Raw genomic sequence first — 22,887 nt, 5'->3', positions numbered from 1 at the left:
AGCGTAGTCCTGCCGAGCGAGTCGAGTTATCCTCAATGCGATCCACCTTGCATTTTTGATAGATTTTTAGGTCCCGACATCCTATATAGGGGGTATGATCTGAACCTAGGCACAACCTAGTAGTAGGATCGTACCGGCGAGCGGGAAACCGCTCGCCCTTTTTTGTCTAAATATGGACAATACCGAGAGGGTTTCGGGTTGATGCATGTTTGTTGAGCACCGGAGTGACCCTATCGAAGTATTTTGACGCACGCTGACGTCTAACATAGCTATTCGGATTAAGCTTTTGTTGTAAGAAGTAGGCGACGACGTCGCAGGATTGAACTGGAAAAGAATCCACAGAATTTCTTTCAGAGGGGTCCTCTACAATCCGCAAGATTGGCAAATTCCGATATCCTGCGCCGTTTCTATTTGGGACAGGATTGTAAACCGCCATTTTGCGCATTAGCGTCTTTAAAGTTCTCCCTGATGTAGAATCAGTGAATACCAGACCATATGATCGTTGGTATCCGCCGGGAAAATTTCCGTGCACTAAAGTGTTTTCGAACCGTTGAAATAGAGTTCGCCATGCGACCGAGAATACATCATAGTCATCCGGTTTTCCGAGCTTATCTACAACAATGTTTGTTATAGATAGGAAATTCATTTTGGCAATTTCATCAAGGAAATTTCTTAGGATTGCAAGTCGCTGATATTTTTGTATTCCGAAAACGTCCTTCCTTATCATTTCTATAGCATGAATCTCACTGCGCAGCGGAAGTCCATATACAGCTTTCATGGTTCTCCTAAATTTCAGTATGGAATCGATAAGCTGGTGCCAGTTGCTTTCATGCAAAACCAAGCCAGTTAATATAAAATATCGAGACTGAATTGTATTCAGTCCCGGATCTCCGCTTTCATCAACGTACATCAAGTACAATATTAATTCCTTCCGTGGCCACCTCACATTCAGCGCTGAGATAAACACCGGCTGCGGAATATAGACCTCCGCACATGGTCGCATCCTCTTCTTGCCGGCCATTTGCTTATCGAGAGCCCTCTAATTCCGGCTCACATCGCGCACATAGCATCGCGCGATCACGAATGCCCGTAAATCCAGACTAGTTCCTTGGCACGTCGTCGGTGCGCGACAAACACCGCCCGAAGTTCAGGATATTGCACGCATCAATTTAGATAAGTGAATATTATCAATGGGATAACCCCTTCTATCGCACGCGATAAGGGGTCCGGAGCGCCTTCCCCTTCACCCATCCATCTTCAGCGCCGAAATGAACGCTTCCTGCGGAATGTCGACCTTGCCGAACTGGCGCATCTTCTTCTTGCCGGCCTTCTGCTTGTCGAGAAGTTTTCGCTTGCGGCTCACATCGCCGCCATAGCATTTCGCGGTCACGTCTTTTCTCAGCGCCGAGATCGTCTCGCGGGCGATGATCCGCCCGCCGATCGCCGCCTGGATCGGCACCTTGAACATGTGCTGCGGGATCAGCTCCTTCAGCTTCTCGCACATCACCCGGCCGCGCGTCTCCGCCCGGTCGCGGTGGACCATGGTGGAGAGCGCGTCCACCGGCTCGTCATTCACCAGGATCTGCATCTTCACCAGGTTGTCGGTCCTGTAGCCGGTGATCTGGTAGTCGAAGCTGGCGTAACCCTTGGTGACGCTTTTCAGCCGGTCGTAGAAATCGAAGACGACCTCGTTCAGCGGCAGGTCGTAGACCACGAGCGCGCGTGAGCCGGCATAGGTGAGGTCGAGTTGAATCCCCCGCCGGTCCTGGCAAAGCTTCAGCACATCGCCGAGATAATCGTCGGGGACGAGGATCGTCGCCTTGATCCGCGGCTCCTCGACGTGATCGACGCGGACGGCTTCCGGCATGTCGGCGGGGTTGTGCATCTCCATCGTCGTGCCGTCGGTCAGATGGATCTGGTAGATCACCGAGGGGGCGGTGGTGATCAGGTCGATATCGTATTCGCGCTCCAGCCGGTCGCGGATCACTTCGAGGTGCAAAAGCCCGAGGAAGCCGCAACGAAAGCCGAAGCCGAGCGCGGCGGAGGTTTCCATCTCATGGCTGAAGCTGGCGTCGTTCAGCGCCAGTTTCTCGATCGCGTCGCGCAGGTCCTCGAACTCCGCGGTATCCACCGGGAAGAGCCCGCAGAAGACCACCGGCTGAGAGGGTTTGAAGCCGGGCAGGGGCGCCTCGCAGCCCTTCTTCTCATGCGTGATGGTGTCGCCGACGCTCGTGTCGCGAACCTGTTTGATCGAGGCGGTGAGGAAGCCGATCTCGCCGGGGCCAAGCTCATCGACGGTGAGCATGCCGGGGCGAAAGACGCCGATTCGGTCCACATGATGCACCGTGCCGTTCGCCATCATGCGGATCCGGTCGCCCTTCTTCAGGACGCCGTCCTTGATCCGCACCAGCACCACGACGCCAAGATAGGCGTCATACCAGCTGTCGACCAGCATCGCTTTCAGCGGCGCGTCGCGGTTCCCCGAAGGGGCGGGGAGGCGGGTGACGATGGCCTCCAGCACGTCCGGAATGCCGACGCCGGTCTTGGCGGAGATCATCACCGCGTCCGCGGCGTCGATGCCGATCACGTCCTCGATCTGCTCCTTCACCCGGTCCGGCTCGGCGGCGGGCAGGTCGATCTTGTTGAGAACGGGCACGATCTCATGGTCCGCATCGATGGCCTGATAGACATTGGCGAGGGTCTGCGCCTCGACGCCCTGGCTCGCGTCCACCACGAGAAGCGAGCCTTCGACGGCGCGCATGGAGCGCGAGACCTCATAGGCGAAATCGACATGTCCGGGCGTGTCGATCAGGTTGAGGATATAGGTCTCGCCATCCTTCGCCTTGTATTCCAGCCGGACGGTCTGCGCCTTGATGGTGATGCCGCGCTCGCGCTCGATATCCATCGAGTCGAGCAACTGCTCCTTCATCTCGCGGTCGGTGACCGTGCCGGTCGAATGGATCAGCCGGTCGGCGAGCGTCGATTTCCCATGGTCGATATGGGCGACGATGGAGAAATTGCGGATATGGGCGAGGTCGGTCATCGCGGGGATATGCTAGGCTTTCGGGGGGCGGTCAAGCTGGCGCGATGCGGCGCAGGTCTCCGGTCGCCGTCCCTGCGCCGGGCATGAGGCCCCCCGCGCCCCTCAACGCGTGAACTTCTTGTACTTGATCCGCTTCGGCTCCACCGAATCCGGGCCGAGGCGCTTGATCTTGTCGGCTTCGTAATCCTCGAAATTGCCCTCGAACCACTCGACATGGCTGTCGCCCTCGAAGGCGAGCATATGGGTGCAGAGCCGGTCGAGGAACCAGCGGTCATGGGAGATGATGACGGCGCAGCCGGCGAAACGGTCGAGCGCGTCCTCGAGGGCGCGCAGCGTCTCCACGTCGAGATCGTTGGTCGGCTCGTCGAGGAGGATGACGTTGCCGCCGCTCTTCAGGAGTTTCGCCATGTGGACGCGGTTGCGCTCGCCGCCCGAAAGCAGCCCGACCGGCTTTTGCTGGTCGCCGCCCTTGAAGTTGAAGGCGCCGCAATAGGCGCGGGAGTTCATCTCCGCCTCGCCCAGCTTCACCACATCGAGCCCGTCGGAGATTTCCTCCCAGACGGTCTTTTTCGGGTCGAGCGCGTCGCGCGACTGATCGACATAGGAAAGCTTCACTGTCTCGCCGAAGGTGATTTCTCCTGCGTCAGGCGCTTCCTGCCCGGTCATCATCCGGAAGAGGGTGGACTTGCCGGCGCCGTTCGGCCCGATCACGCCGACGATGCCGCCGGGCGGCAGGCTGAAGGTCAGATCGGAGATCAGCAAATTGTCGCCATAGCCCTTCGAGACGCCTTCGACCTCGATCACCTTCTGGCCGAGGCGCGGCCCGTGCGGGATGATGATCTGGGCGTTGCCGACCTGCTCGCGCTCGGACTGGCTCGCCATTTCGTTATAGGCGGAGATACGCGCCTTGGACTTGGCCTGGCGCGCGCGGGCCGACTGGCGAACCCATTCCAGTTCCCGCGCCATCGCCTTCTGCTTCGACTTGTCCTCGCGCGCTTCCTGCGCCAGGCGCTTGGCCTTCTGTTCCATCCATGAGGAATAGTTGCCCTCGTAGGGAATACCCCTTCCGCGATCGAGTTCGAGGATCCAGCCGGTGATCTCGTCGAGGAAATAGCGGTCATGGGTGACGATCAGGATCGTGCCCTTGTAGTCGATCAGGTGCTTTTGCAGCCAGGCGATCGTCTCCGCGTCGAGATGGTTCGTCGGCTCGTCGAGCAGCAGCATGTCGGGCGCGTCCAGCAGCAGCTTGCAGAGCGCGACGCGCCGGCGCTCGCCGCCCGAGAGATTGGTCACCGGGCTGTCGTCGGCCGGGCAGCGCAGGGCTTCCATCGCCACATCGACCTGGCTGTCGAGATCCCAAAGGTTCTGGGCGTCGATCTCATCCTGAAGCTTCGCCATCTCGTCGGCGGTCTCGTCGGAATAATTCATCGCCAGATCGTTGTAGCGGTCGAGAATCGCCTTTTTCGCGGTGACGCCCTCCATTACGTTCTCACGCACGGTCTTGTCTTCGTCGAGCGTGGGCTCCTGCGGCAGGTAGCCGACGCGCGCGCCTTCGGCGAGCCAGGCTTCGCCGGTGAAATCCTTGTCCTGACCGGCCATGATCCGCATCAGGGTCGACTTGCCCGAGCCGTTGACGCCGACGACGCCGATCTTCACGCCGGGAAGAAAGGAGAGGCGGATGTTCTCGAAACATTTCTTGCCGCCCGGATAGGTCTTGGAGACGCCGTCCATGTGATAGACATACTGGTAAGAGGCCATGGTCATCGCTCCGCCGGGTGATGGGGTGTCGGCGCGGTGTTAGCGGAAGCGGCGGCGCCGTTCAATCGGCGCGCGGCGCGGCGCTCGCGGTCTTTCGCGCGCCGCGCCGTTGACTTCGCGCGCCGGGCGAGGCGTGGTGCGGAAAAGAGCGCAACCTCGGGGAGGGGGGCGGTATGCAGATCGGGCCCGACGCCCCCGCGGGGTTTCGGATCGGGCTTCTCGGCGGTTCGTTCGATCCGCCGCATGAGGGCCATCTCCACATCACTCGCTGGGCGCTGCGGCGGTTCCGCTTCAATCGGATCTGGTGGCTCGTCTCGCCCGGCAATCCGCTGAAGACGCGCGGTCCCGCGGATATGGACAGGCGGCTGGACGCCTGCCGGGCGCTGATCGACATGTCGCGGGTCGAGGCGACCGACATTGAGGCCCATCTGGGCACGCGCTACACCGCCGAGACGCTGGCGGCGTTGAAACGGCTTCATCCCGGCGTTCGTTTCAGTTGGCTGATGGGCGCGGACAATCTGATGGAATTTCATCTTTGGGAGGACTGGCGCTGGATCATGGAGACCTTTCCGGTGGGGGTTCTCGCCCGCCCGGGCGCGGCGGCCAAGGCGGCGCTTTGCCCGGCGGCGCGGCGCTATAGGCGGTTCCGTCTCAACCGGGTGGAGGCGGGGCGGCTCAGCCACGCCCGCGCGCCGGCCTGGGCGCTGCTGACCGGGGCAATGTCGGCGGCGTCCTCCACCGCGATCCGGGCGCGGGGCGACTGGCCATGAGCGCTGTTCGCCGCGCGGCTCTGGCGGCGTTGCTGGCGCTCTTCGCGGCGCCGGGCTTCGCCGGCGCGCCGAACGTCGCCCCGCCGCCGGCGCCGCGCCCGGATCGCGCGGGGCCGGACGCGCTGACGCTTGTCGCCGAGGCGGAGCTGAGCGGCAGGGTCGCCTATATCGTGGTCGATCTGGAGACGGGCGCGCCGCTCGAAGGCGGCGATATCGACCTGCCGCTGCCGCCGGCCTCGGTCGCCAAGGTGGCGACCGCGCTCTTCGCGCTCGATACGCTCGGGCCGGATCACCGCTTCGAGACGCGCCTCGTCGCGCTCGGTCCGCTGGACGAGAACGGCGTCCTGAATGGCGACCTGGTTCTTCAAGGCGGGGGCGATCCCGAAACCGATACCCATACGCTGGATCTACTTGCGTTTCGCGCCGCCGAGGCCGGGTTGAAAAAGGTCGAGGGACAATTTCTCGTCGATGACAAGTTGCTCCCCGCCATCGAACGGATCGACGCGACGCAGCCCGAGATTGCGGGCTATAACCCCGCCGTCGGCGCGCTGAACCTGAACTATAACCGGGTTTTCGCCGAATGGCGCCGCAAGGGCGGCAACGAGGTGATGAATGTCGAGGCGCGCGCGAATACGCTGAGCCCGCCCACGGAGGCGGTGCGGGTCGAGATTGTCGACGCCACCACCTCCGGCGCCGTTTTCGACTATCTCGGCGCGGCGGATGCGGGCGGGCCGGAGATCTGGCGCGTCGCGCGCGGGGCGCTCGGCGCCTCGGGCGGCCGCTGGCTGCCGGTGCGCCGACCCGGCCCCTACGCGGGCGAGGTGATGCGCGGGCGCGCGGCGGAGGCCGGGATCGCGCTTTCACCGCCGACAATGGGCGCCGCGCCGATCGTCCCGGACGTTCTGGCGCGGGTCGAGAGCCGGTCGCTGGCCGATATTCTCGCCGACATGCTGAAATATTCGACCAATCTGACCGCGGAGACGGTCGGGATGGCCGCGACCAGGGCTGTGGGAGGCTCCGCCGACTCCCTGGCGGCCTCGGCCGCGTCGATGAACGCCTGGGCGGCGGGCTTCGCCGGGTTTGCGCCGGGAGCCCCGGACTTCAGGCTTGTCAATTTTTCCGGGCTTTCGCCCGACAGCCGGGTGAGCGCGCGGCGCCTGGTTGAACTCCTGGTTGCGGCGGAAAAGCGCGGCTTTCCGGCGCTCGACGGCGGACGGGCGGCGAAGCTGAAAGGGCTCTTGCCGCAGCGGCGCTACCTGGATGAGGGAACGACGCCCCCTCCGGTCGAGGCCAGCGTCAGGGCCAAGACCGGGACGCTGAATTTCGTCAGCGCGCTCGCTGGTTATATCGAACCCGATCACGGCCGGCGGCTCGCCTTCGCGATCATCACCGCCGATCTCGCGGCGCGCGACGCCATCGTTGACAAGGAGATCGAGATTCCGTCCGGCGCACGGGCCTGGGCGGGGCGGTCGCGGGCGCTGCAACGCGCGCTGATCCGCAGCTGGATCACCCGTTTCGCCGCTCCGTGACGAGAGACATGCGTGGAGCGAACCGCAGCGAGACGCTTGTCGGTGGAAGCGCTGGCGATCCGATCTTAGGTCGCGACGTGAGCGACCTGATCCCCGGGCGCGGCGGCGGCGACCGGCTCTTCTGCTAACCGGGCGATGATGCTCCGGAGCGCAGGGCACGGCGCGACAGGGGCGCCGGTTTCGAGCATGTTCGCGACCGGATCGATGGGCGGGCCTCCGATTTCGGCAACGTCGCCCGGATCGTCGGCCTTGGAGAGCGGAGGGGGGCCGATGTCGTCTTCAAACTCGGCGTGGGCCCCGTTCAGCGTGGGTGACACCCCGCCCGGCGGTTTCGAAAGGTCCGCCTTCATTCTCTGACGCGGGCCAGATCCGCGGTTTTTCCTTGCGCTGAGCGTAAGAAATCAAAGATCGTTTCCTGAATGAGCGCATGGACGCAAGGAACCGCCAATGGCCGAAATGGACGCGATCGATCGGCGCATCCTCGTAATTCTCCAGCGCGAGGGGCGGTTGACCAACGCGGAATTGGCCTCTCGGGTCAATCTCTCGGCTTCCGCCTGCCATCGGCGGGTCAGGCGGCTGGAGGCGACGGGCGTGATCCGCGACTATGTGGCGATGCTCGATCCGCGCGCTGTCGGCCGGCGGGCGACCGTCTTTGTCGAGGTTACGCTTTCCGGCCAGTCGGAGGAGATTCTGGACGCGTTCGAAAAGGCCGTGGCCGAGGTGCCCGATGTCATGGAATGTCATCTGATGGCGGGCACGGCGGACTATCTGATCAAGGTGGTCGCCCGCGACAGCGACGATTTCGCGCTGATCCACCGCCGGCACCTCACCCGGTTGCCGGGCGTCGCGCAGATGCATTCGAGCTTCGCGCTCCGCACGGTCTTCGGCGCGACGGCGCTGCCCCTGGAGTGAGCGCGATGCGCGTCGCTCTTCTCGTCCTGCTTCTCGCGTCGACCCCCGCCGCCGCCGCGCCGCTCGATTTCGGCGACCGCCCGGCGAGGCTCGTCGCGGCGATGGCGGAGGGGCGGCTGAAGGCGCGGCTCGAAGCCTGCGCCGCGAAGCCGCCGCGCCGCACGCTCTTCTCCATCGGCCATCGCGGCGCGCCGCGCAGCTTTCCCGAACACAGCGCCGAGGGCTATCGCGCCGCCGCCCGGATGGGGGCCGGGATCGTCGAGTGCGATGTCAACGTCACCCGCGACGGCGCGCTGGTCTGCCGTCACGCCGATGACGATCTCCCGGCGACGACCGACATCCTCTTGACCGATCTCGCGGCGAAATGCCGGCGGCCCTTCGCGCCGGGGCGCGGGGCGGAATGCCGGACCTCCGATCTGACGCTGGCGGAGTTCCGAAGCCTGAAGGGCCGGATGACCCATGTGGTGAAAGGCGCGGCGACGGTCGAAGGCTACATGGCGGACGACGGCGCGCGCGGTGCGCTCATGACCCATGCGGACAGCATCGCCCTCCTCGCTCCGCTCGGCGTGAAATTCACGCCTGAGCTGAAGGCGGAGAGGGTGGTCGGCGCGGCGCGGCAGGCGCTGGCCGGGGCGCTGATCGACGAATACAGGGCGGCGGGCGTTCCGCCCGGGGACGTCTGGCCGCAGAGTTTCCAACTCGACGATATCCGCTACTGGATCGCGGCCGCGCCCGAATTCGCCCGTCAGGCGGTCTATCTCGACGGCCGCTATCGCGACGGGCTCGACCCGCTCCGGCCAGAGACGTTCCACCCCTCGATGGCGGCGCTGAAGTCGATGGGGGTGAACATCGTCGCGCCGCCGATCTGGATGCTGCTGACGGAGCGAGACGGGCGCATCGTCGCCGCGCCATATGCAGAGGCGGCGAAGGCGGCGGGGCTGAAGATCATCGCCTGGACGCTGGAGCGCGGCGGGCCGCCCGGCGCGGACAACTGGTATTATCGCTCGATTCCCGGAGCCGCGAAACGACCCGGCGCCCTCTACAAGACCCTCGACGCGCTCGCGCGGGAGGTGGGCGTGATCGGGGTTTTCTCGGACTGGGCCGCGACGGTCAGCGCTTACGCGAATTGCATGGAACTCGACTGAAACGCGGCGCCGGGCATGGCGGAATCACCCGGCGCCATGCTATCCCTTGCGCCATGAACGCTCCTGACCACAACATCCGGCCCGACCTCGCGGCGCGTCCGCCCCGCATCCGCCGGCTTTCCGAGGCCGCCGCGAACCGGATCGCCGCCGGCGAGGTGATCGAACGGCCGGCGGCGGCGGTGAAGGAGCTGGTGGAGAACGCGCTCGACGCCGGGGCGCGGCGCATCGACATCCACATCGCGGATGGCGGCAAGACGCTGATCCGGGTCGGCGACGACGGCGACGGCATGAGCGCGGCGGAGCTGCCGCTGGCGCTGGAGCGGCACGCGACCTCGAAGATCGACGGCTCGGATCTGCTCGCGATCCGCACTTTCGGCTTTCGCGGCGAGGCGCTCCCCTCGATGGCGGCGGTCGGCCGGATGAAGCTGACCAGCCGCGCGTCGGGCGCCGCCGAAGCCTGGTCGATCGAGGCGCGGGGCGGCGATCTCGCCAGCCCGCGCCCCGCCGCGCGCTCGGTCGGCACGGAGGTCGAGCTTCGCGACCTTTTCTACGTGACGCCGGCCCGGCTCAAGTTCCTCCGAACCGACCGGGCCGAAGCGCAGGCCGTGACCGAGGCGGTCAAGCGCCTCGCCATGGCGGCGCCGGATGTCGGCTTCACGTTGAACGACGCCTCCGCCGGCGATGTGCGGGCGGTTTTCCGCGCGGAGCCGGAAACGGGCGATCTGTTCGACGCGCGCCTCGGCCGGCTCCGTCGCGTGCTTGGGCCGGGTTTCGCGGAGAACGCGCTCGCCATCGACGCGGAGCGCGAGGGGCTGCGGCTGACCGGCTGGGCGGCGCTGCCGACCTATTCGCGCGGCTCGGCGCGCCAGCAGTTCCTCTTCGTCAACGGCCGTCCGGTCACCGACCGGCTGATGACCGGCGCGCTCCGCGCCGCCTACGCCGATCTTCTCCCGCGCGATCGCCACCCCGCGGCGGCGCTTTTCTTCGCCGCCGATCCGGAGCGGGTCGACGTCAACGTCCACCCGGCGAAGACCGAAGTGAGGTTTCGTGAGCCGGCGCTGGCGCGCGGGCTCGTCGTTTCGGCGTTGCGCCATGCGCTCGCCGAAGCCGGGCATCGCGCCTCCAGCACCGTCTCCTCCGCCGCGCTCCGGGCTTTCGCGCCAGGCGCGCTGGGCGCCGGGCCCACTGCGCCGTCAAGCGCCTATCAGCGAGATTATCGCGCCGTCTCAGTAGGAGCGACGCCCGCGTTGGCGGAGGCCGGGTTCCGCTTTCAGGGGCCGGACGGCCCTGCGCCGGAGGGGTTCGACGCCCCGACGGCGCACGCCCCCGCGGAGACGGACGCGGCGGCGGAGGCGCATCCGCTCGGCGCAGCGCGCGCCCAGTTGCATGAGAATTACATCATCGCCCAGACCCGGACCGGCATGGTTGTCGTCGATCAGCACGCCGCGCATGAGCGTTTGGTCTACGAGCGGCTGAAAACCGCGCTCGCGGCGCAGGGGAGTCCGGGGCAGGCGCTCCTCCTTCCCGAGATCGTCGATCTCGCGCCGGAGGATGCGGAGCGGGTGCTCGCCATCGCGCCGGAACTCGCCCGGCTCGGGCTGGTGCTGGAACCCTTCGGCGGCGGCGCGATCTGCGTGCGGGAGACCCCGGCGATTCTCGGGACCTGCGACGCCGGGCGGCTGGTGCGCGATATTGCGGACGAGCTGGCCGAGGGCGGCGCGGGCGACGCGGCCAGAAGCCGGATCGAGGCGGTGCTGTCGCGCATCGCCTGTCACGGCTCGGTCCGCTCCGGCCGCCGGCTGAGCGGCGACGAGATGAACGCGCTCCTGCGCGAGATGGAGGCGACGCCGCATTCCGGCCAGTGCAATCATGGCCGCCCGACCTATATCGAGCTCAGCCTCGCCGAGATCGAAAAGCTGTTCGGTCGGCGATGATTGCGAATCTCACCCTCGACGACCCGTTCGCGCTCGCCCTCGTCATCGGGACCGGGCTGACGCTGCTCATCCTGCTGATGCTGATCTTCGCGATTCGCGCGGCGCGGCGCGGCGCCGAGGCGACGGAGCCGCTGGCGGCGGCGATCGCCGAACTCGGCGGCGCGGTCAGGACGCTCGACCAGGGCCAGCATCAGCTCGCCGGCGGCCTGAAGCATGTCTCGGAGGCGCAGGCGGCGGCGCAGGCCCGGATGATCGAGACGATGGAGCGCCGGCTGGAGGCGGTGCAGAAATCCATGGGCGAATCGCTGCATGGAACGTCACAGAAAACCACGCGCAGCCTCGCCGAATTGCAGGAGCGGCTGGCGGTCATCGACAAGGCGCAGACCAATATCGAGAAGCTCTCGGGCGATGTGCTCTCGCTTCAGGACATCCTCTCGAACAAGCAGGCGCGCGGGGCCTTCGGAGAGATTCAGCTTTCGGAGATCGTCTCGAAGGCTCTGCCGCCCGACGCCTACGGCTTTCAGGCGACGCTTTCGAACGGGAAGCGCGCCGATTGCCTGATCCATCTGCCGAACCCGCCGGGGCCGATCGTGATCGACGCGAAATTCCCGCTCGAAGCCTATGAGGCGCTCCGCGCGGCGGACACCGAGCGCGGCAAGGTCGAGGCCGGGCGCGCCTTCAAGACCGCCGTCCAGACCCATATCCGCGCCATCGCGGACCGCTATATCGTGCCGGAGGAAACCGCCGACGGGGCGCTGATGTTCCTGCCCTCGGAGGCGGTCTACGCCGAGCTTCACGCCGGTTTCGGCGACGTGGTGCGCGAGGGTTTCGCGCGCCGGGTCTGGATTGTCTCGCCGACCACCTGCATGGCGACGCTGAACACGATGCGGGCGATCCTGAAGGACGCGCGGATGCGCGAGCAGGCCGGCGCGATCCGGCGCGAGCTGGGGATGCTCACGAAGGACATGGACCGGCTGGTCGACCGGGTCGGCAAGCTCGACGGGCATTTCGAACAGGCGCGGCGCGATGTCGAGCAGATCAAGATCAGCGCCTCGAAAGCCGGGAGCCGGGCCGGGAAGCTGGAGAGTTTCGAGTTCGACGAGCCGGCGCCGGCGCTGCCGAACGCGGCCGAGTAGGACTGGGCGCGAAAGCGGTGCGTTATCGCGTGCGATAACGGATGCAATCGTTTGATTTATAATGGAATTTCGAATTCCGTTAACCAGATTTCAATGAAATTCGCGCCCTTGACGCCCTAGGAAGGCCCGTTTCGCCGCGCGTTTCCGCGCCCTTCCGGGTCTCGCCGCGGCGTCGATTCCAGACTTCCTGATCGCGCGCCGCGCGAGACGGGTTGCGCGGGAAAGCGCCGCAAGCAAAGGCTGGCCGCGCGCTCAGGCGCGCTCGCCGGGGGTCAATCCAGAACGCGTTCGATATAGCGCACCGTCTTTTCCCGCGCTTTCAGCCGCGCTTCGCCGACAGTGACGAAGCCGAGCCGGGCGTGGAACGCGTCGGAGGCGGGGTTCGGCGGTTCGGCGTTGACCTCAGCGACGACGCGCTCAAGGCCGCGCTCGGCGGCGAAGGCGAAGAGGTCGGCGTAGAGCGCGGCGGCGAGCCCGCGCCGGCGATGGGTCGCGGCGACGGCGATCCGGTCGACATAGAGGAACTTTTCGCGCCGCGCGCGGTGCCAGAGAAAATTCTCGCTGTCATAGTCGGCCGACTGGTCGAATCCGATCAGGAAGGCGCCGCCCTCCGCCGCGCGGGCGTAGGTCGCGGCGTCGATCAGCGCCGCCAGCCTGCCTTCGTTCAGCGGCGAAAGCTCGACCTCGTGCGCGAGGTTGAGCGCGAGGACCCAGGGAAGGTCCGCCGGGTCGATATCCCGGATCAGCGCGCCCACAGCTTGCGCTCTTTCATCAGCTGGCCGAGATCGGCCTCCGGGCGGGCGCCGATATGGCCGATCACCTCGCCCGCCGCGACGCAACCCATCGCCGCGCAATGCGCCAGCTCGCGCCCCTGCGCCAGCCCGGCGAGGAAACCTGCGGCGAAGAGATCGCCGGCTCCGGTGGCGTCGACGACGCTCATGGCTGCGGTTGGGACATGGACCGATTCCGCCGGCGTCACCACATGGGCGCCCTTCGCGCCGACGGTCACCGCCGCGATATCGACATCGGCTTTCACCCGCTGCATCGCGACATCGAGATCGTCAGTCTCGTAGAGAGACATCAGCTCATGCTCGTTGGCGAAGAGAAGGTCCGTGTGGTCCGCGATCAGCGCGCGGAACGCCTCCCGGTGCCGGTCGACGCAAAACGGGTCGGAGAGCGTGATCGAGACCCGGCCGCCGGCGCTCTTCGCCGCGCCGATCGCCTTTTCGAACGCCGCGACCGAGGCGGCGCCGTCGAACCGGTAGCCCTCGAGATAGATCCAGGCCGCCTCCGCCATCATCGCCGGGTCGATATCGTCCGGCCCCAGCGTCTCGGAGACGCCGAGATAGGTGGACATCGACCGCTCGCCATCCGGCGAGACGAGGACCATGCAGCGCCCGGTCTCATGTTCGTCGGAGGCCGGGGCGCGCGGCGTCTCGTAGGTCGCGCCGATCGCCCTGATGTCATGCGCGAAGATCGAGCCGAGCTGGTCGTCCTTCACCTTGCCGACATAGGCGGTGCGGGCGCCGAGCATGGCGAGCCCGGCGATGGTGTTCGCGGCCGAGCCGCCGGAGACCTCCTGCGCCGGGCCCATGGCGCCGTAAAGCTCCACCGCGCGCGCGGCGTCAATCAGGGTCATGATCCCCTTCTCGATCTTGTGCTCGGCGAGGAAGGCGTCCTCGCAATGGCTCAGGATATCGACCAGCGCGTTGCCGACCCCGACCACGTCATAGGTTTTCATATCGTCTTCTCCTCGAACTGGCAGAGATCGGAAATCAGGCAATCGGCGCAGCGCGGTCTCCGCGCCGTGCAGATATAGCGGCCATGCAGGATCATCCAGTGATGCGCGTGGCGCTGGTATTCCGCCGGCACCCGGTCCTCCACCGCCCGCTCCACCGCGACGACATCCTTGCCGGGCGCGAGGCCGGAGCGGTTGCCGAGGCGGAAGATATGCGTGTCCACCGCTTGCGCCGGCAGGCCCCACCACATGTTGAGAACGACATTGGCGGTCTTTCGGCCGACGCCGGGCAGGGACTGGAGCGCTTCGCGCGAGGACGGCACCTCGCCGCCGAATTCATCGATCAGGATGCGGCTAAGCCGGATGACGTTCTTCGCCTTGTTCCGGTAGAGGCCGATGGTCCTGATATGCTCGATCAGCCCCTCCTCGCCGAGCGCCAGCATTTTCTCCGGCGTGTCGGCGATGGGAAAGAGCGCGGCGGTGGCGCGGTTCACGCCCTTGTCGGTCGCCTGCGCCGACAACGCGACCGCGACGAGCAGCGTGAAGGCGTTCAGGTGGTGAAGCTCGCCCTTCGGTTCGGGCTCCGCGGCGCGAAAGCGCCGGAAGGCCTCGTCGATCTCCTGATAGGTCATCGGGCGCAACATGTCCGGCTTATGGCAAGGGCGGTGCGGGCGCGCAATGGGCGCGGGCTTGCGGCGGGCGCTTGCGGCGGCGCGCCGGGCGCCCGATAGCGGGGCATGACCAGCTGGCTGCATGAGGAGAGACTGGCGGCGGTGATCGGCGCGATCCGCGCCTCGGGCGCGCGCTCGGTCCTCGATCTTGGCTGCGGCGAGGGCGATCTCATCCTGCGGCTGTTGGGCGTGCCGGAGATCGAGCGGATCGCCGGGGTCGACCTCTCGCTCCCCGCGCTGGAGCGGCTGCGGGCGGCGTTGAAGACGCGCCAAGACGGCGGGCGCGTGAAGCTGCTTCACGGGTCGATGATCGCGCCGCCGCCGGGACTGACCGGGTTCGATTGCGCGGCGCTGGTGGAGACCATCGAGCATCTGGCGCCGGAGACGCTTTCCCGGCTGGAGACCGCGCTCTTTGGCGGGCTCAGGCCCCGAACCGTCGCGATCACCACGCCGAACGTGGAGTTCAACGGGCTTCTGGGGGTGAAGCCCGGTCGCTTTCGCCGTCCCGATCATCGTTTCGAATGGGGCCGGGCGCGGTTTCGCGCCTGGGCGGCGGGCGTGGCGGCGCGGACGGGGTATGGTGTGGCGCACGAGGATATCGCGGGCCGGCATCCCACGCTGGGCGGGGCGAGCCAGATGGCGGTGTTCACGCGCGCCGCAGGCGTTTTCGAATCGGACGGTTCCTGATCCGGACTGATCCGAAACCCGTCGGGAACGCATGAATCGGGTGGCGCGCGCGGGCGATCGCGCCCATTTTCAGGCGCAAGGAGACATCGGATGAATCAGCGCCCCACCCCTTCGGCCTTTCACTACGAGTTGATCGCGGAGGCGATCCGGCTGATCGAGGAGGCCGCGCCAGAGCAACCCTCGCTCGACGTCATCGCGGCGCGGATGGGGTTTTCCCCGGCGCATTTTCAGCGGCTGTTCTCGGAATGGGTCGGGGTCTCGCCAAAGCGTTATCTGCAATATCTGACGCTCGACCACGCCAAGCGGCTGCTGGCGGAGCGATTCACCGTGCTCGACGCGACGATGGAGACCGGGTTGTCCTCGCCCGGGCGGCTTCACGATCTTTTCATCCGCTGGGAGGCGATGAGCCCCGGCGAATACGCCGCCGGCGGCGAGGGGCTGGAGATCGCATACGGCTGGTTCGACGGACCCTTTGGCGAGACGCTGGCGATGGGCGCCGGGCGCGGGCTCTGCGGCATGGCCTTCGCCGCCGAGACCGGGCGCGCCGCGGCGTTGGCGGACATGCGCGGGCGCTGGCCGAAAGCGCGCTATCGCGAGGACCCGGAAGCGATCCGGCCCTGGGTCGAGGCGGCTTTCGGCGGCGGCGGAGAGGCGCGGTTGCAACTCATCGGCGCGCCCTTCCAGTTGAAGGTGTGGGAGGCGCTGATGACCATCCCCTCCGGCCACGTCACCACCTATTCCGAGATCGCCAAGGTGATCGGCCGGCCGAAGGCGGCGCGGGCGGTCGGGACGGCGGTGGGGCGCAACCCGGTCTCCTGGCTGATCCCCTGCCATCGGGCGCTCAGGAAAGGCGGCGGGCTCGGCGGCTATCACTGGGGTCTCGGCGTCAAGCGGGCGATGCTGGCCTATGAGGCGGCGCGGGCCGAGGCCTGAGCTTGGAAAGCCCCCCTATCGCGAGCGAAAGGGGGGCGGGTGGCTGAACTCATACGAAAATCTGAAATGGCGCGCGCGATCGGCGCGGGGTCCGGCGCGCCAGCCTGTTCAGGCGACGCGGGCCGAGGACTGGTAGACAAGCGGCTCTCCGTCGGGCCGGGTGCGCAGCATCTCGTGGAGTTGGTCATCGCCGAGACCATCCTCGACCTGGTCTGTCCAGACCCGGAAATGTTTGAGCTCATATCCGCCGAAGGACGTGATCATCGCCACGTCGGCTGCGTCCGCCCCGCGCACCATCAGGATCCTGCCGATCCTGGGGGTATTGTAGCGCGCGTCGAACGTATGCCAGCGGCCGCCGAGATAGACCTCGAACCAGGCGCAGAAATCGCCCGGGCCTGAATAGGGGACGCCGATATCGCCGAGATATCCGCTGGCGTAGCGCGCGGGGATGTTCATCGCGCGGCAGAGTGCGATCGAGAGATGGGCGAAGTCGCGGCAGACCCCGGCCTTTTCCTTGAACACGTCCGAAGCCATCTTGTCGGCGCGGCCGAACTGATAGCCGAAGGTGACGTGCTGGTGAACGAAGTCGGTGATCGCCTGCACCCGCGCCCAGCCTTCGGGGAAGCCGCCGAAATTCGACCAGGCCTCGTTCGTCAGCTTGTCGCTGTCGCAATACCGGCTCGGGAGGAGATAGGCGAGGACGTCGTCCGGGAGATCGGGAATCGGGTGCTGCGCGGCCGAGGGGGATTGCCGATCCGGTCGCCCGTCCACCTCGATGACGCAATCAGACCACATGTTGGTCGGCCCGATCGGCGCCAGGAGCCGGGTGATCCGGTTTCCGAACCGGTCCAGATATGTCGAGCGACGGCGCTGAGGCGGCAGACGGACGAAGTCTTCGCCGATCATGCGGCCTTCGAGTTGGCTGTGCGTTGAAAGCGCCAGCAGCATCGCGACCGGACTCGCGCACTCGATATCGATTTCAAATCCGAAGCGGATCAGCATGGCTTGGTCCTTGCGTTCGGGAAAGCTGGCGGTGATGCTCCGCGCCCCGAGTGAGAGTGATTGCCCATTCCCTGCCTCAGCGCGCCACCCCCGGAAAGGTTCCCGTGCCCCGCATCATGCGCATCCTACACAGGACGGAATACAGATACGACCGTCTCGTGAGCCTCAATCCGCACAGGCTCATGTTGCGGCCGCGCGACGGTCACGACCTCTGGGTCGACGACGCCCTTCTGACCATCAGACCGCGCGCCGAATTGCGATGGTCCTTCGACACGTTCGGCAATTCGATCGCCGTCGCGACGTTCGCCGACGCGACGGATTCGCTCCTGATCGAGAGCGAGCTTTTTCTCCGCCGCTACGTCACCGACTTTTCCTTCAAGCCGGACGGTGCGCATATCTGTCCCTTTCCGTTCGATTACACTGACGAGGAAAGGCGGGATCTTCATCCCTATCTCGGCCTCCAGTTTCCTGAAGACGCCGATATTCTGGATCAATGGCTGGAGGCGAATTTCGTCGACCGGCCCGGCGGCGCCTTTCATTTCCTCCATAGCCTCAGCGATTCGATCCATCGCAGCCTGACCTATTCCAGCCGCGACGAGATGGGGACGCAAACCGCGGCGGAGACGATCTTCCGCGGTCTCGGCACCTGCCGCGACTTCGCGTTCCTGTTCATGGAGGCGTCGCGCAGGTTCGGCTTCGCCGCGCGGTTCGTCACCGGATATCTGAACGACCTCAACGCCGGGCGAGACGGGGCGGCCGACGCGGAGGGGCCGGTCGGCGGCGGCGCGACCCACGCATGGGCCGACGTCTTCGTGCCGGGCGAAGGGTGGATCGAGTTCGATCCGACGAACAGGATCACCGCGGGGGGCGAACTGGTCCGGGTGGCGACGACGCGCACGCCGTCCCAGGCCTCGCCGGTCTCGGGCAGCTATGTCGGCGCCGGCGCTGTCTTCCTCGGGCTCACCGTTTCGGTCGATGTGAGCGAAGCGGAACGCCTGCCCTGAGCGCGGGCCTGCGCAAAGAGACTCTCTTGCGCAGGCGTCTGCTCAGTGATTGTGCCGCGGGATCGCGTCCCTCACCTTCTGGTACTTGATCGCGAGGTCGATGCAGCCGCCGGCGGCCAGTTGCGTCACGTGGTTGCGGGCCAGCTCCTGCCACGGGGTCTGGCTCTCGGGCGGGATCAGCGGGCCGGCCTTCTTGCGCTCCTCCCATTCCGCCTCATCGACCAGCGCGTCGCAGCGGCCGGTGTTGAGATCGATCCGCACCATGTCGCCGGTCTTGAGATAGGCGAGGCCGCCGCCAGCCGCCGCCTCGGGCGAGGCGTTCAGGATCGAGGGGCTGTCCGCCGTGCCGGATTGGCGGCCGTCGCCGATGGTCGGCAGCGAGGTGATGCCGCGTTTCAGCAAGGCGTCCGGCGGTTGCATGTTCACCACCTCGGCGGAGCCGGGCCAGCCGATCGGGCCGGCGCCGCGGACGACGAGCACGCAGTATTCGTCGATGTTCAGATCCGGGTCATTGATCCGGTCATGGTAATCCTCCGAACCCTCGAAGACGATGGCGCGGGCCTCGAATGCGTTCTCGTCGCCCTTGTTGCAGAGATAGCGGTCGCGGAACTCCTTCGAGATCACCGAGGTCTTCATGATCGCGGTGTCGAAGAGGTTGCCGGTCATCACGACGAAGCCCGCCTGGTCGACGATCGGATCGTCATAGGCGTGGATCATCTCCCGGTCTTTCGACTCGCGCCCGTCGAGATTGGTGAGCATGCCCTTCCCGGTGACGGTCGGCGCGTCATGGAGGCGCCCGGCCTCGCGCAATTCCCACATGATCGCCGGGACGCCGCCGGCGCGGTAGAACCGCTCGCCCAGATACTTGCCGGCCGGCTGCATGTTGAGGAGGAGCGGCACGTCATGGCCGTGCACCTGCCAGTCCGCCGGCTTCAGCTCCACCCCGACATGGTTGGCGATGGCGTGCAGATGCGGCTGGGCGTTGGTCGAGCCGCCGATGGCGGAATTGACCGCGATGGCGTTCAGGAACGCTTCGCGCGTCATCACGTCGGAGGGTTTGAGATCCTCATGCGCCATCTCGACGATGCGTTTGCCGGTGACATAGGCCATGCCCATCCGCTCGCGGTAGGGGGCCGGGATCGCCGAGCAGCCGGTGAGCGACATGCCGAGCGCCTCGGCGATGGCGTTCATGGTCGAGGCGGTGCCCATCGTGTTGCAATGGCCGAGCGAGGGCGCGGAGCCGGAGGCGCCGATCAGGAACTCCTCCTCGGTGATCTTGCCGGCCCCGAGCTCGCGCCGCATCTTCCAGATCGCGGTGCCGGAGCCGATCAGGTCGTCGCCGTCGAGCCAGCCGTTCAGCATCGGCCCGCCGGAAAGGACGATGGCGGGGATGTCCACCGTCGCCGCCGCCATCAGGAGGGCGGGCGTGGTCTTGTCGCAGCCCGTCGTCAGCACCACCGCGTCGATCGGGTAGCCGTGCAGCAATTCGACCAGCCCGAGATAGGCGAGGTTGCGGTCAAGCGCCGCGGTCGGGCGTTTGCCGGTCTCCTGAATCGGGTGGACGGGAAACTCCATCGGGATGCCGCCGGCCTCCCTGATGCCGTCGCGCACGCGCGGCGAGAGCTGCTGGTGGATCTTGTTGCAGGGCGAAAGGTCGGAGCCGGTCTGGGCGATGCCGATCACCGGCTTGCCGGAGCGCAGCTCCTCATAGGTGAAGGCGTTGTTGCAGTAGCGCTCGATGTAAAGCGCGGTCATGTCGGTGCGGTGCGGGGAATCGAACCACTCGAGAGATCTGAATTTGCGTTTCTGGCTCAAGGCTTGGCTCCTCCCAAGGCGTTCACTCTGCTTGTCGCGCCGAAGAGTAGAGCGTTTCGGGATGGTTTTGAAATCGGAAAAGCGCCGCGCAGGCGCCGCAATCGCGCGCGCGGCGCCGGCGCGGCGTCGCGAAGCTGTTCGCGAAGGGAGCGCATCATGGATCAGGAGCGCGCGCCGGAGGAGAGGCGGGGACGGCGCGGGCGGCGGGGCGCCGGCGAGACTCCGGTGCGCGCGGCGCGGCGGCGGGGGCTGCGCAATCCCTTCACCGCGCAACGCGCGGTTTCCGACGATGAAATCGAGTCTCTCCACCGTGCGGCGCTCACGGTGCTGGAGAATCTGGGGCTGGTGGCGCTCTCGCCCGAGGCGCGGGCGATCTTCCGCGCGGCCGGCGCGCTGGTGGACGAAGACAGCGGAATGGTCCGCATCGGGCGGGAGATCGTCGAGGCGGCGCTGGCGGCGGCGCCGTCGGAATTCATCATCCGCGCCGGCGCCGCCGCGCATGATCTCGACTACGCGCCGGGCGCGCTTCTCTTCGGCCCCGGCGCCGGCTGCCCGAACGCGACCGACCGCGAGCGCGGCCGCCGGCCCGGCTCCTTCCGGGATTTCGAGGAGCTGACCCGGCTCGCCGCCAGTTTCGACGCGATCCATTTCCTGGCCCCGATGGCCGAGCCGCAGGACATCGCGCCGGCGCTCCGCCACTACGCGATGACGCGCTGTCAGCTCGCGACCTCGCCCAAGGTCGCCTTCACCTATTCGCGCGGAAGGGCGCAGGTGGAGGATTGCTTCCGGATGCTGATGATCGGCGCCGGGCTGGACGAGGCGGCGTTTCGCGCTGAGCCGCGAACCTACACCGTCATCAACACCAATTCGCCGCGTCAGATCGACCGTTCGATGGCCGAGGGGATCATCGACCATGCCCGCTGGGGGCAAGTTTCAGTCATCACGCCCTTCTGCCTCCTTGGCGCGATGGCGCCGGTGACGGTGGCGGGGGCGCTGACCCTGCAACACGCGGAGGCGCTCGCCGGCGTGACGCTGGCGCAGCTCGCCGCGCCCGGCGCGCCGGTCGTCTACGGGAATTTCGCCTCGAATGTCGACATGCGTTCGGGCGCGCCGGCCTTCGGGACGCCGGAGCACGTCAAGGCGACGCTGGGGGCCGGCCAACTCGCGCGCAGGATCGGGCTGCCCTGGCGCGCCTCGGTCGGCACCTCGACGAACATGGCCGACGCGCAGGGCGCCGCCGAGACGGCTTTCGCGCTCTGGGCGGCCGTGCTGGCCGGGGCGAACATGGTGATCCATTCCGCGGGCTGGCTCGAGGGCGGGCTGACGCATTCATATGAGAAGCTCATCCTCGACATCGAGATGCTGGAGAGCATCGCCGAGCTTTGCGCGCCGTTCGAGGCCGACGAGGCGGCGCGCGGGCTCGACGCCATCGCGGAGGTCGCGCCGGGCGGCCATTTTTTCGCGGCGGCGCACACCATGACGCGCTATCGCACCGCGTTTCACGAGCCGATCGTGGCCGGGACAGCGAATCTCGGACAGTGGACCGAGGCAGGCGCGATGCCGGCCGACGCGCGCGCGACCTCGGTCTGGAAGGCGCGGTTGGCGGCTTTCGAGCCGGACGGCGTCAGCGAAGAGCGGCTCGCCGCGCTCGACAAGTTCATCACCCGGCGCACCGAAGCTGGCGGAGCGCCGCCGGGCGAGTGACGCGAAATTCGTTTGACGGGGCGCGACTCTCGCCCTCCAATGCCGCGAAACCGGAGGGACGTGATGGAGAACGTGGCGATGCCGCATCTTGAGGTGCGGCCTGACTGGCTTGCGAAGAATGTCGAGGCGCCGATCGAGCCGGGCCGTCCGATCATCGACCCGCATCACCATCTCTGGGAGCGGCCGAAGGCGCGCTATCTCTTCCATGATCTGCTCGCGGACGTCTCCGCCGGCCACGACATCCGCGCCACGGTCTATATCCAGTGCCGCTCGATGCACCGCGCTGACGGGCCGCCGGAACTGGCGCCGGTCGGCGAGGTGGAGTTCGCGGCCGGCGCGGCGGCGATGGCGGAGAGCGGGCATTACGGCGATTGTCGCATCTGCGCCGGGATCGTCGGCACGGCGGACATGACCCTCGGCGCGGATGTCGGCCGGGTGCTGGACGCGCTGGAGGCGGGGGCGAACGGGCGGCTGCGCGGCATCCGCTTCCCGATGGCGAAATCGGGCGACCCGGCCATCGTCGGCAGCGTCGTCGACCCGCCGGAGGGGCTGATGCGCGAGGAGAGCGTTGCGGCGGCGGCGCGCGAGATCGGGCGGCGCGGGCTGGTGCTCGACACCTGGTCGTTCCAGACCCAGTTGCAGGATCTTCTGGTGCTGGCGCGGCGGGCGCCCGAGACGGTGGTGGTGATCGACCATGTCGGCGGCGTTCTCGGGGTCGGCGGGTTCACGGGGAAACGCGAGGACGCCTTCGCGGGCTGGCGCGCCGACATGGCGGCGCTGGCGGCCTTGCCGAACACGCGGGTGAAGCTCGGCGGGCTCGCCATGCACACCTGCGGTTTCGGCTTCGAGACGGCGGCGTCGCCGCCCGGCTCGGAAGAACTGGCGGCGTCATGGCGGCCCTATATCGAGACCTGCATCGAGCTTTTCGGCCCGGAGCGGGCGATGTTCGAGAGCAATTTTCCGGTCGACAAGGGACAGGTGAGCTACACCAATCTCTGGAACACCTTCTCCCGTCTCTCCTCGGGCGCCTCGGAAGCGGAGAAGGACCGGCTTTTTCGGGAAACGGCGGCGGAGACCTACCGGCTTTCGGTCTGAGCGCCCGCGAC

The 22,887-nt window shown here is 66.8% G+C and carries 20 protein-coding genes; 11 read left to right on the top strand and 9 right to left on the bottom strand.

Annotation, left to right across the window (positions count from 1 at the left end):
- Nucleotides 1–166: 166 nt before the first annotated feature.
- From G5B40_RS10115 to ettA, 3 genes are all read right to left on the bottom strand, one after another.
- Nucleotides 167–1,021 carry a DUF3800 domain-containing protein gene (locus G5B40_RS10115; protein WP_165098130.1) on the bottom strand — a complete coding sequence of 285 codons (855 nt, stop codon included), beginning with the start codon at nucleotides 1,019–1,021 and terminating at the stop codon, nucleotides 167–169.
- Nucleotides 1,022–1,243: 222 nt separating this feature from the next.
- Nucleotides 1,244–3,043 carry a translation elongation factor 4 gene (gene lepA / locus G5B40_RS10110; RefSeq protein WP_165098128.1) on the bottom strand — a complete coding sequence of 600 codons (1,800 nt, stop codon included), beginning with the start codon at nucleotides 3,041–3,043 and terminating at the stop codon, nucleotides 1,244–1,246.
- Nucleotides 3,044–3,145: 102 nt separating this feature from the next.
- Nucleotides 3,146–4,801, bottom strand: coding sequence for an energy-dependent translational throttle protein EttA (gene ettA / locus G5B40_RS10105; RefSeq protein WP_165098126.1), 1,656 nt, complete (start codon nucleotides 4,799–4,801; stop codon nucleotides 3,146–3,148).
- A 173-nt stretch (nucleotides 4,802–4,974) separates the two neighbouring features.
- Here ettA and G5B40_RS10100 point away from each other — a divergent pair, with 173 nt between their 5' ends.
- Entirely contained in the window at nucleotides 4,975–5,571 is a 597-nt protein-coding gene (locus tag G5B40_RS10100) for a nicotinate-nucleotide adenylyltransferase (RefSeq protein WP_165098124.1), read from the top strand.
- Nucleotides 5,568–7,100, top strand: coding sequence for a D-alanyl-D-alanine carboxypeptidase/D-alanyl-D-alanine endopeptidase (dacB, locus tag G5B40_RS10095; RefSeq protein ID WP_165098122.1), 1,533 nt, complete (start codon nucleotides 5,568–5,570; stop codon nucleotides 7,098–7,100). The genes G5B40_RS10100 and dacB overlap by 4 nt, the downstream gene beginning before the upstream one ends.
- Before the next feature lie 65 nt (nucleotides 7,101–7,165).
- On the opposite strand, the gene G5B40_RS10090 is transcribed toward dacB, so the two are convergent.
- A complete protein-coding gene (locus G5B40_RS10090; RefSeq protein ID WP_165098120.1) occupies nucleotides 7,166–7,450 on the bottom strand; it encodes a hypothetical protein in 285 nt (94 codons plus the stop codon).
- 97 nt (nucleotides 7,451–7,547) lie between these two features.
- On the opposite strand from G5B40_RS10090, the gene G5B40_RS10085 reads away from it, so the two are divergent.
- From G5B40_RS10085 to G5B40_RS10070, 4 genes are read left to right on the top strand one after another with little or no spacing between them, the layout of a single operon-like run.
- Nucleotides 7,548–8,012: an Lrp/AsnC family transcriptional regulator gene (locus tag G5B40_RS10085; protein ID WP_165098119.1), complete on the top strand. Its 465-nt coding sequence runs from the start codon at nucleotides 7,548–7,550 to the stop codon at nucleotides 8,010–8,012.
- A gap of 5 nt (nucleotides 8,013–8,017) precedes the next feature.
- Nucleotides 8,018–9,157 (top strand): glycerophosphodiester phosphodiesterase family protein, encoded by a 1,140-nt coding sequence (locus tag G5B40_RS10080; protein WP_165098118.1) that lies wholly within the window; start codon nucleotides 8,018–8,020, stop codon nucleotides 9,155–9,157.
- A gap of 53 nt (nucleotides 9,158–9,210) precedes the next feature.
- Complete coding sequence (gene mutL / locus G5B40_RS10075; RefSeq protein WP_165098117.1) at nucleotides 9,211–11,091, top strand: DNA mismatch repair endonuclease MutL; 1,881 nt, start codon at nucleotides 9,211–9,213, stop codon at nucleotides 11,089–11,091.
- Nucleotides 11,088–12,227: a DNA recombination protein RmuC gene (locus tag G5B40_RS10070; protein ID WP_165098115.1), complete on the top strand. Its 1,140-nt coding sequence runs from the start codon at nucleotides 11,088–11,090 to the stop codon at nucleotides 12,225–12,227. The genes mutL and G5B40_RS10070 overlap by 4 nt, the downstream gene beginning before the upstream one ends.
- Nucleotides 12,228–12,499: 272 nt before the next feature.
- Here G5B40_RS10070 and G5B40_RS10065 read toward each other — a convergent pair whose 3' ends face one another.
- Genes G5B40_RS10065 through nth form a run of 3 tightly spaced genes read right to left on the bottom strand, consistent with a single transcriptional unit; the run spans nucleotide 12,500 to nucleotide 14,609 of the window.
- Nucleotides 12,500–12,982: a GNAT family N-acetyltransferase gene (locus G5B40_RS10065; RefSeq protein WP_165098114.1), complete on the bottom strand. Its 483-nt coding sequence runs from the start codon at nucleotides 12,980–12,982 to the stop codon at nucleotides 12,500–12,502.
- Complete coding sequence (locus tag G5B40_RS10060; protein ID WP_165098113.1) at nucleotides 12,970–13,968, bottom strand: adenosine kinase; 999 nt, start codon at nucleotides 13,966–13,968, stop codon at nucleotides 12,970–12,972. The genes G5B40_RS10065 and G5B40_RS10060 overlap by 13 nt, the downstream gene beginning before the upstream one ends.
- On the bottom strand, nucleotides 13,965–14,609 hold the full coding sequence (gene nth, locus G5B40_RS10055) for an endonuclease III (RefSeq protein ID WP_211907443.1): 645 nt from the start codon (nucleotides 14,607–14,609) through the stop codon (nucleotides 13,965–13,967). The genes G5B40_RS10060 and nth overlap by 4 nt, the downstream gene beginning before the upstream one ends.
- Nucleotides 14,610–14,702: 93 nt before the next feature.
- Here nth and G5B40_RS10050 point away from each other — a divergent pair, with 93 nt between their 5' ends.
- On the top strand, nucleotides 14,703–15,323 hold the full coding sequence (locus G5B40_RS10050; protein ID WP_165098110.1) for a methyltransferase domain-containing protein: 621 nt from the start codon (nucleotides 14,703–14,705) through the stop codon (nucleotides 15,321–15,323).
- A gap of 90 nt (nucleotides 15,324–15,413) precedes the next feature.
- The gene (locus G5B40_RS10045; RefSeq protein WP_165098108.1) at nucleotides 15,414–16,256 is read left to right on the top strand and encodes a bifunctional helix-turn-helix domain-containing protein/methylated-DNA--[protein]-cysteine S-methyltransferase; all 843 of its coding nucleotides are present in this window, start codon (nucleotides 15,414–15,416) and stop codon (nucleotides 16,254–16,256) included.
- Nucleotides 16,257–16,364: 108 nt separating this feature from the next.
- Here G5B40_RS10045 and G5B40_RS10040 read toward each other — a convergent pair whose 3' ends face one another.
- Nucleotides 16,365–17,258: a transglutaminase-like domain-containing protein gene (locus tag G5B40_RS10040; protein WP_165098106.1), complete on the bottom strand. Its 894-nt coding sequence runs from the start codon at nucleotides 17,256–17,258 to the stop codon at nucleotides 16,365–16,367.
- Between the two features lie 104 nt (nucleotides 17,259–17,362).
- Between G5B40_RS10040 and G5B40_RS10035 the strand changes: the two genes are divergently transcribed.
- Complete coding sequence (locus G5B40_RS10035) at nucleotides 17,363–18,262, top strand: transglutaminase family protein (RefSeq protein ID WP_211907442.1); 900 nt, start codon at nucleotides 17,363–17,365, stop codon at nucleotides 18,260–18,262.
- Nucleotides 18,263–18,304: 42 nt separating this feature from the next.
- On the opposite strand, the gene G5B40_RS10030 is transcribed toward G5B40_RS10035, so the two are convergent.
- Complete coding sequence (locus G5B40_RS10030) at nucleotides 18,305–20,017, bottom strand: IlvD/Edd family dehydratase (RefSeq protein WP_281350580.1); 1,713 nt, start codon at nucleotides 20,015–20,017, stop codon at nucleotides 18,305–18,307.
- A 216-nt stretch (nucleotides 20,018–20,233) separates the two neighbouring features.
- Between G5B40_RS10030 and G5B40_RS10025 the strand changes: the two genes are divergently transcribed.
- Together G5B40_RS10025 and G5B40_RS10020 are read left to right on the top strand one after the other, a co-directional pair.
- On the top strand, nucleotides 20,234–21,781 hold the full coding sequence (locus G5B40_RS10025; protein WP_165098102.1) for a trimethylamine methyltransferase family protein: 1,548 nt from the start codon (nucleotides 20,234–20,236) through the stop codon (nucleotides 21,779–21,781).
- A gap of 63 nt (nucleotides 21,782–21,844) precedes the next feature.
- Nucleotides 21,845–22,876, top strand: a complete 1,032-nt coding sequence (locus G5B40_RS10020; protein ID WP_165098100.1) for an amidohydrolase family protein — start codon at nucleotides 21,845–21,847, stop codon at nucleotides 22,874–22,876.
- The last annotated feature ends 11 nt before the right edge of the window (nucleotides 22,877–22,887 follow it).

It is taken from the genome of Pikeienuella piscinae (assembly GCF_011044155.1).
Lineage (GTDB): Bacteria > Pseudomonadota > Alphaproteobacteria > Rhodobacterales > Rhodobacteraceae > Pikeienuella > Pikeienuella piscinae.
This window is presented reverse-complemented; position numbering and strand designations above follow the sequence as displayed.

Bases quoted from the DNA above. Each gene is read 5' to 3' on its own strand.
- G5B40_RS10115 (WP_165098130.1), bottom strand. From the start codon at position 1,021: ATGGCCGGCAAGAAGAGGATGCGACCATGTGCGGAGGTCTATATTCCG.
- lepA (WP_165098128.1), bottom strand. From the start codon at position 3,043: ATGACCGACCTCGCCCATATCCGCAATTTCTCCATCGTCGCCCATATC.
- ettA (WP_165098126.1), bottom strand. From the start codon at position 4,801: ATGGCCTCTTACCAGTATGTCTATCACATGGACGGCGTCTCCAAGACC.
- G5B40_RS10100 (WP_165098124.1), top strand. From the start codon at position 4,975: ATGCAGATCGGGCCCGACGCCCCCGCGGGGTTTCGGATCGGGCTTCTC.
- dacB (WP_165098122.1), top strand. From the start codon at position 5,568: ATGAGCGCTGTTCGCCGCGCGGCTCTGGCGGCGTTGCTGGCGCTCTTC.
- G5B40_RS10090 (WP_165098120.1), bottom strand. From the start codon at position 7,450: ATGAAGGCGGACCTTTCGAAACCGCCGGGCGGGGTGTCACCCACGCTG.
- G5B40_RS10085 (WP_165098119.1), top strand. From the start codon at position 7,548: ATGGCCGAAATGGACGCGATCGATCGGCGCATCCTCGTAATTCTCCAG.
- G5B40_RS10080 (WP_165098118.1), top strand. From the start codon at position 8,018: ATGCGCGTCGCTCTTCTCGTCCTGCTTCTCGCGTCGACCCCCGCCGCC.
- mutL (WP_165098117.1), top strand. From the start codon at position 9,211: ATGAACGCTCCTGACCACAACATCCGGCCCGACCTCGCGGCGCGTCCG.
- G5B40_RS10070 (WP_165098115.1), top strand. From the start codon at position 11,088: ATGATTGCGAATCTCACCCTCGACGACCCGTTCGCGCTCGCCCTCGTC.
- G5B40_RS10060 (WP_165098113.1), bottom strand. From the start codon at position 13,968: ATGAAAACCTATGACGTGGTCGGGGTCGGCAACGCGCTGGTCGATATC.
- nth (WP_211907443.1), bottom strand. From the start codon at position 14,609: ATGTTGCGCCCGATGACCTATCAGGAGATCGACGAGGCCTTCCGGCGC.
- G5B40_RS10050 (WP_165098110.1), top strand. From the start codon at position 14,703: ATGACCAGCTGGCTGCATGAGGAGAGACTGGCGGCGGTGATCGGCGCG.
- G5B40_RS10045 (WP_165098108.1), top strand. From the start codon at position 15,414: ATGAATCAGCGCCCCACCCCTTCGGCCTTTCACTACGAGTTGATCGCG.
- G5B40_RS10040 (WP_165098106.1), bottom strand. From the start codon at position 17,258: ATGCTGATCCGCTTCGGATTTGAAATCGATATCGAGTGCGCGAGTCCG.
- G5B40_RS10030 (WP_281350580.1), bottom strand. From the start codon at position 20,017: ATGACCGCGCTTTACATCGAGCGCTACTGCAACAACGCCTTCACCTAT.
- G5B40_RS10025 (WP_165098102.1), top strand. From the start codon at position 20,234: ATGGATCAGGAGCGCGCGCCGGAGGAGAGGCGGGGACGGCGCGGGCGG.
- G5B40_RS10020 (WP_165098100.1), top strand. From the start codon at position 21,845: ATGGAGAACGTGGCGATGCCGCATCTTGAGGTGCGGCCTGACTGGCTT.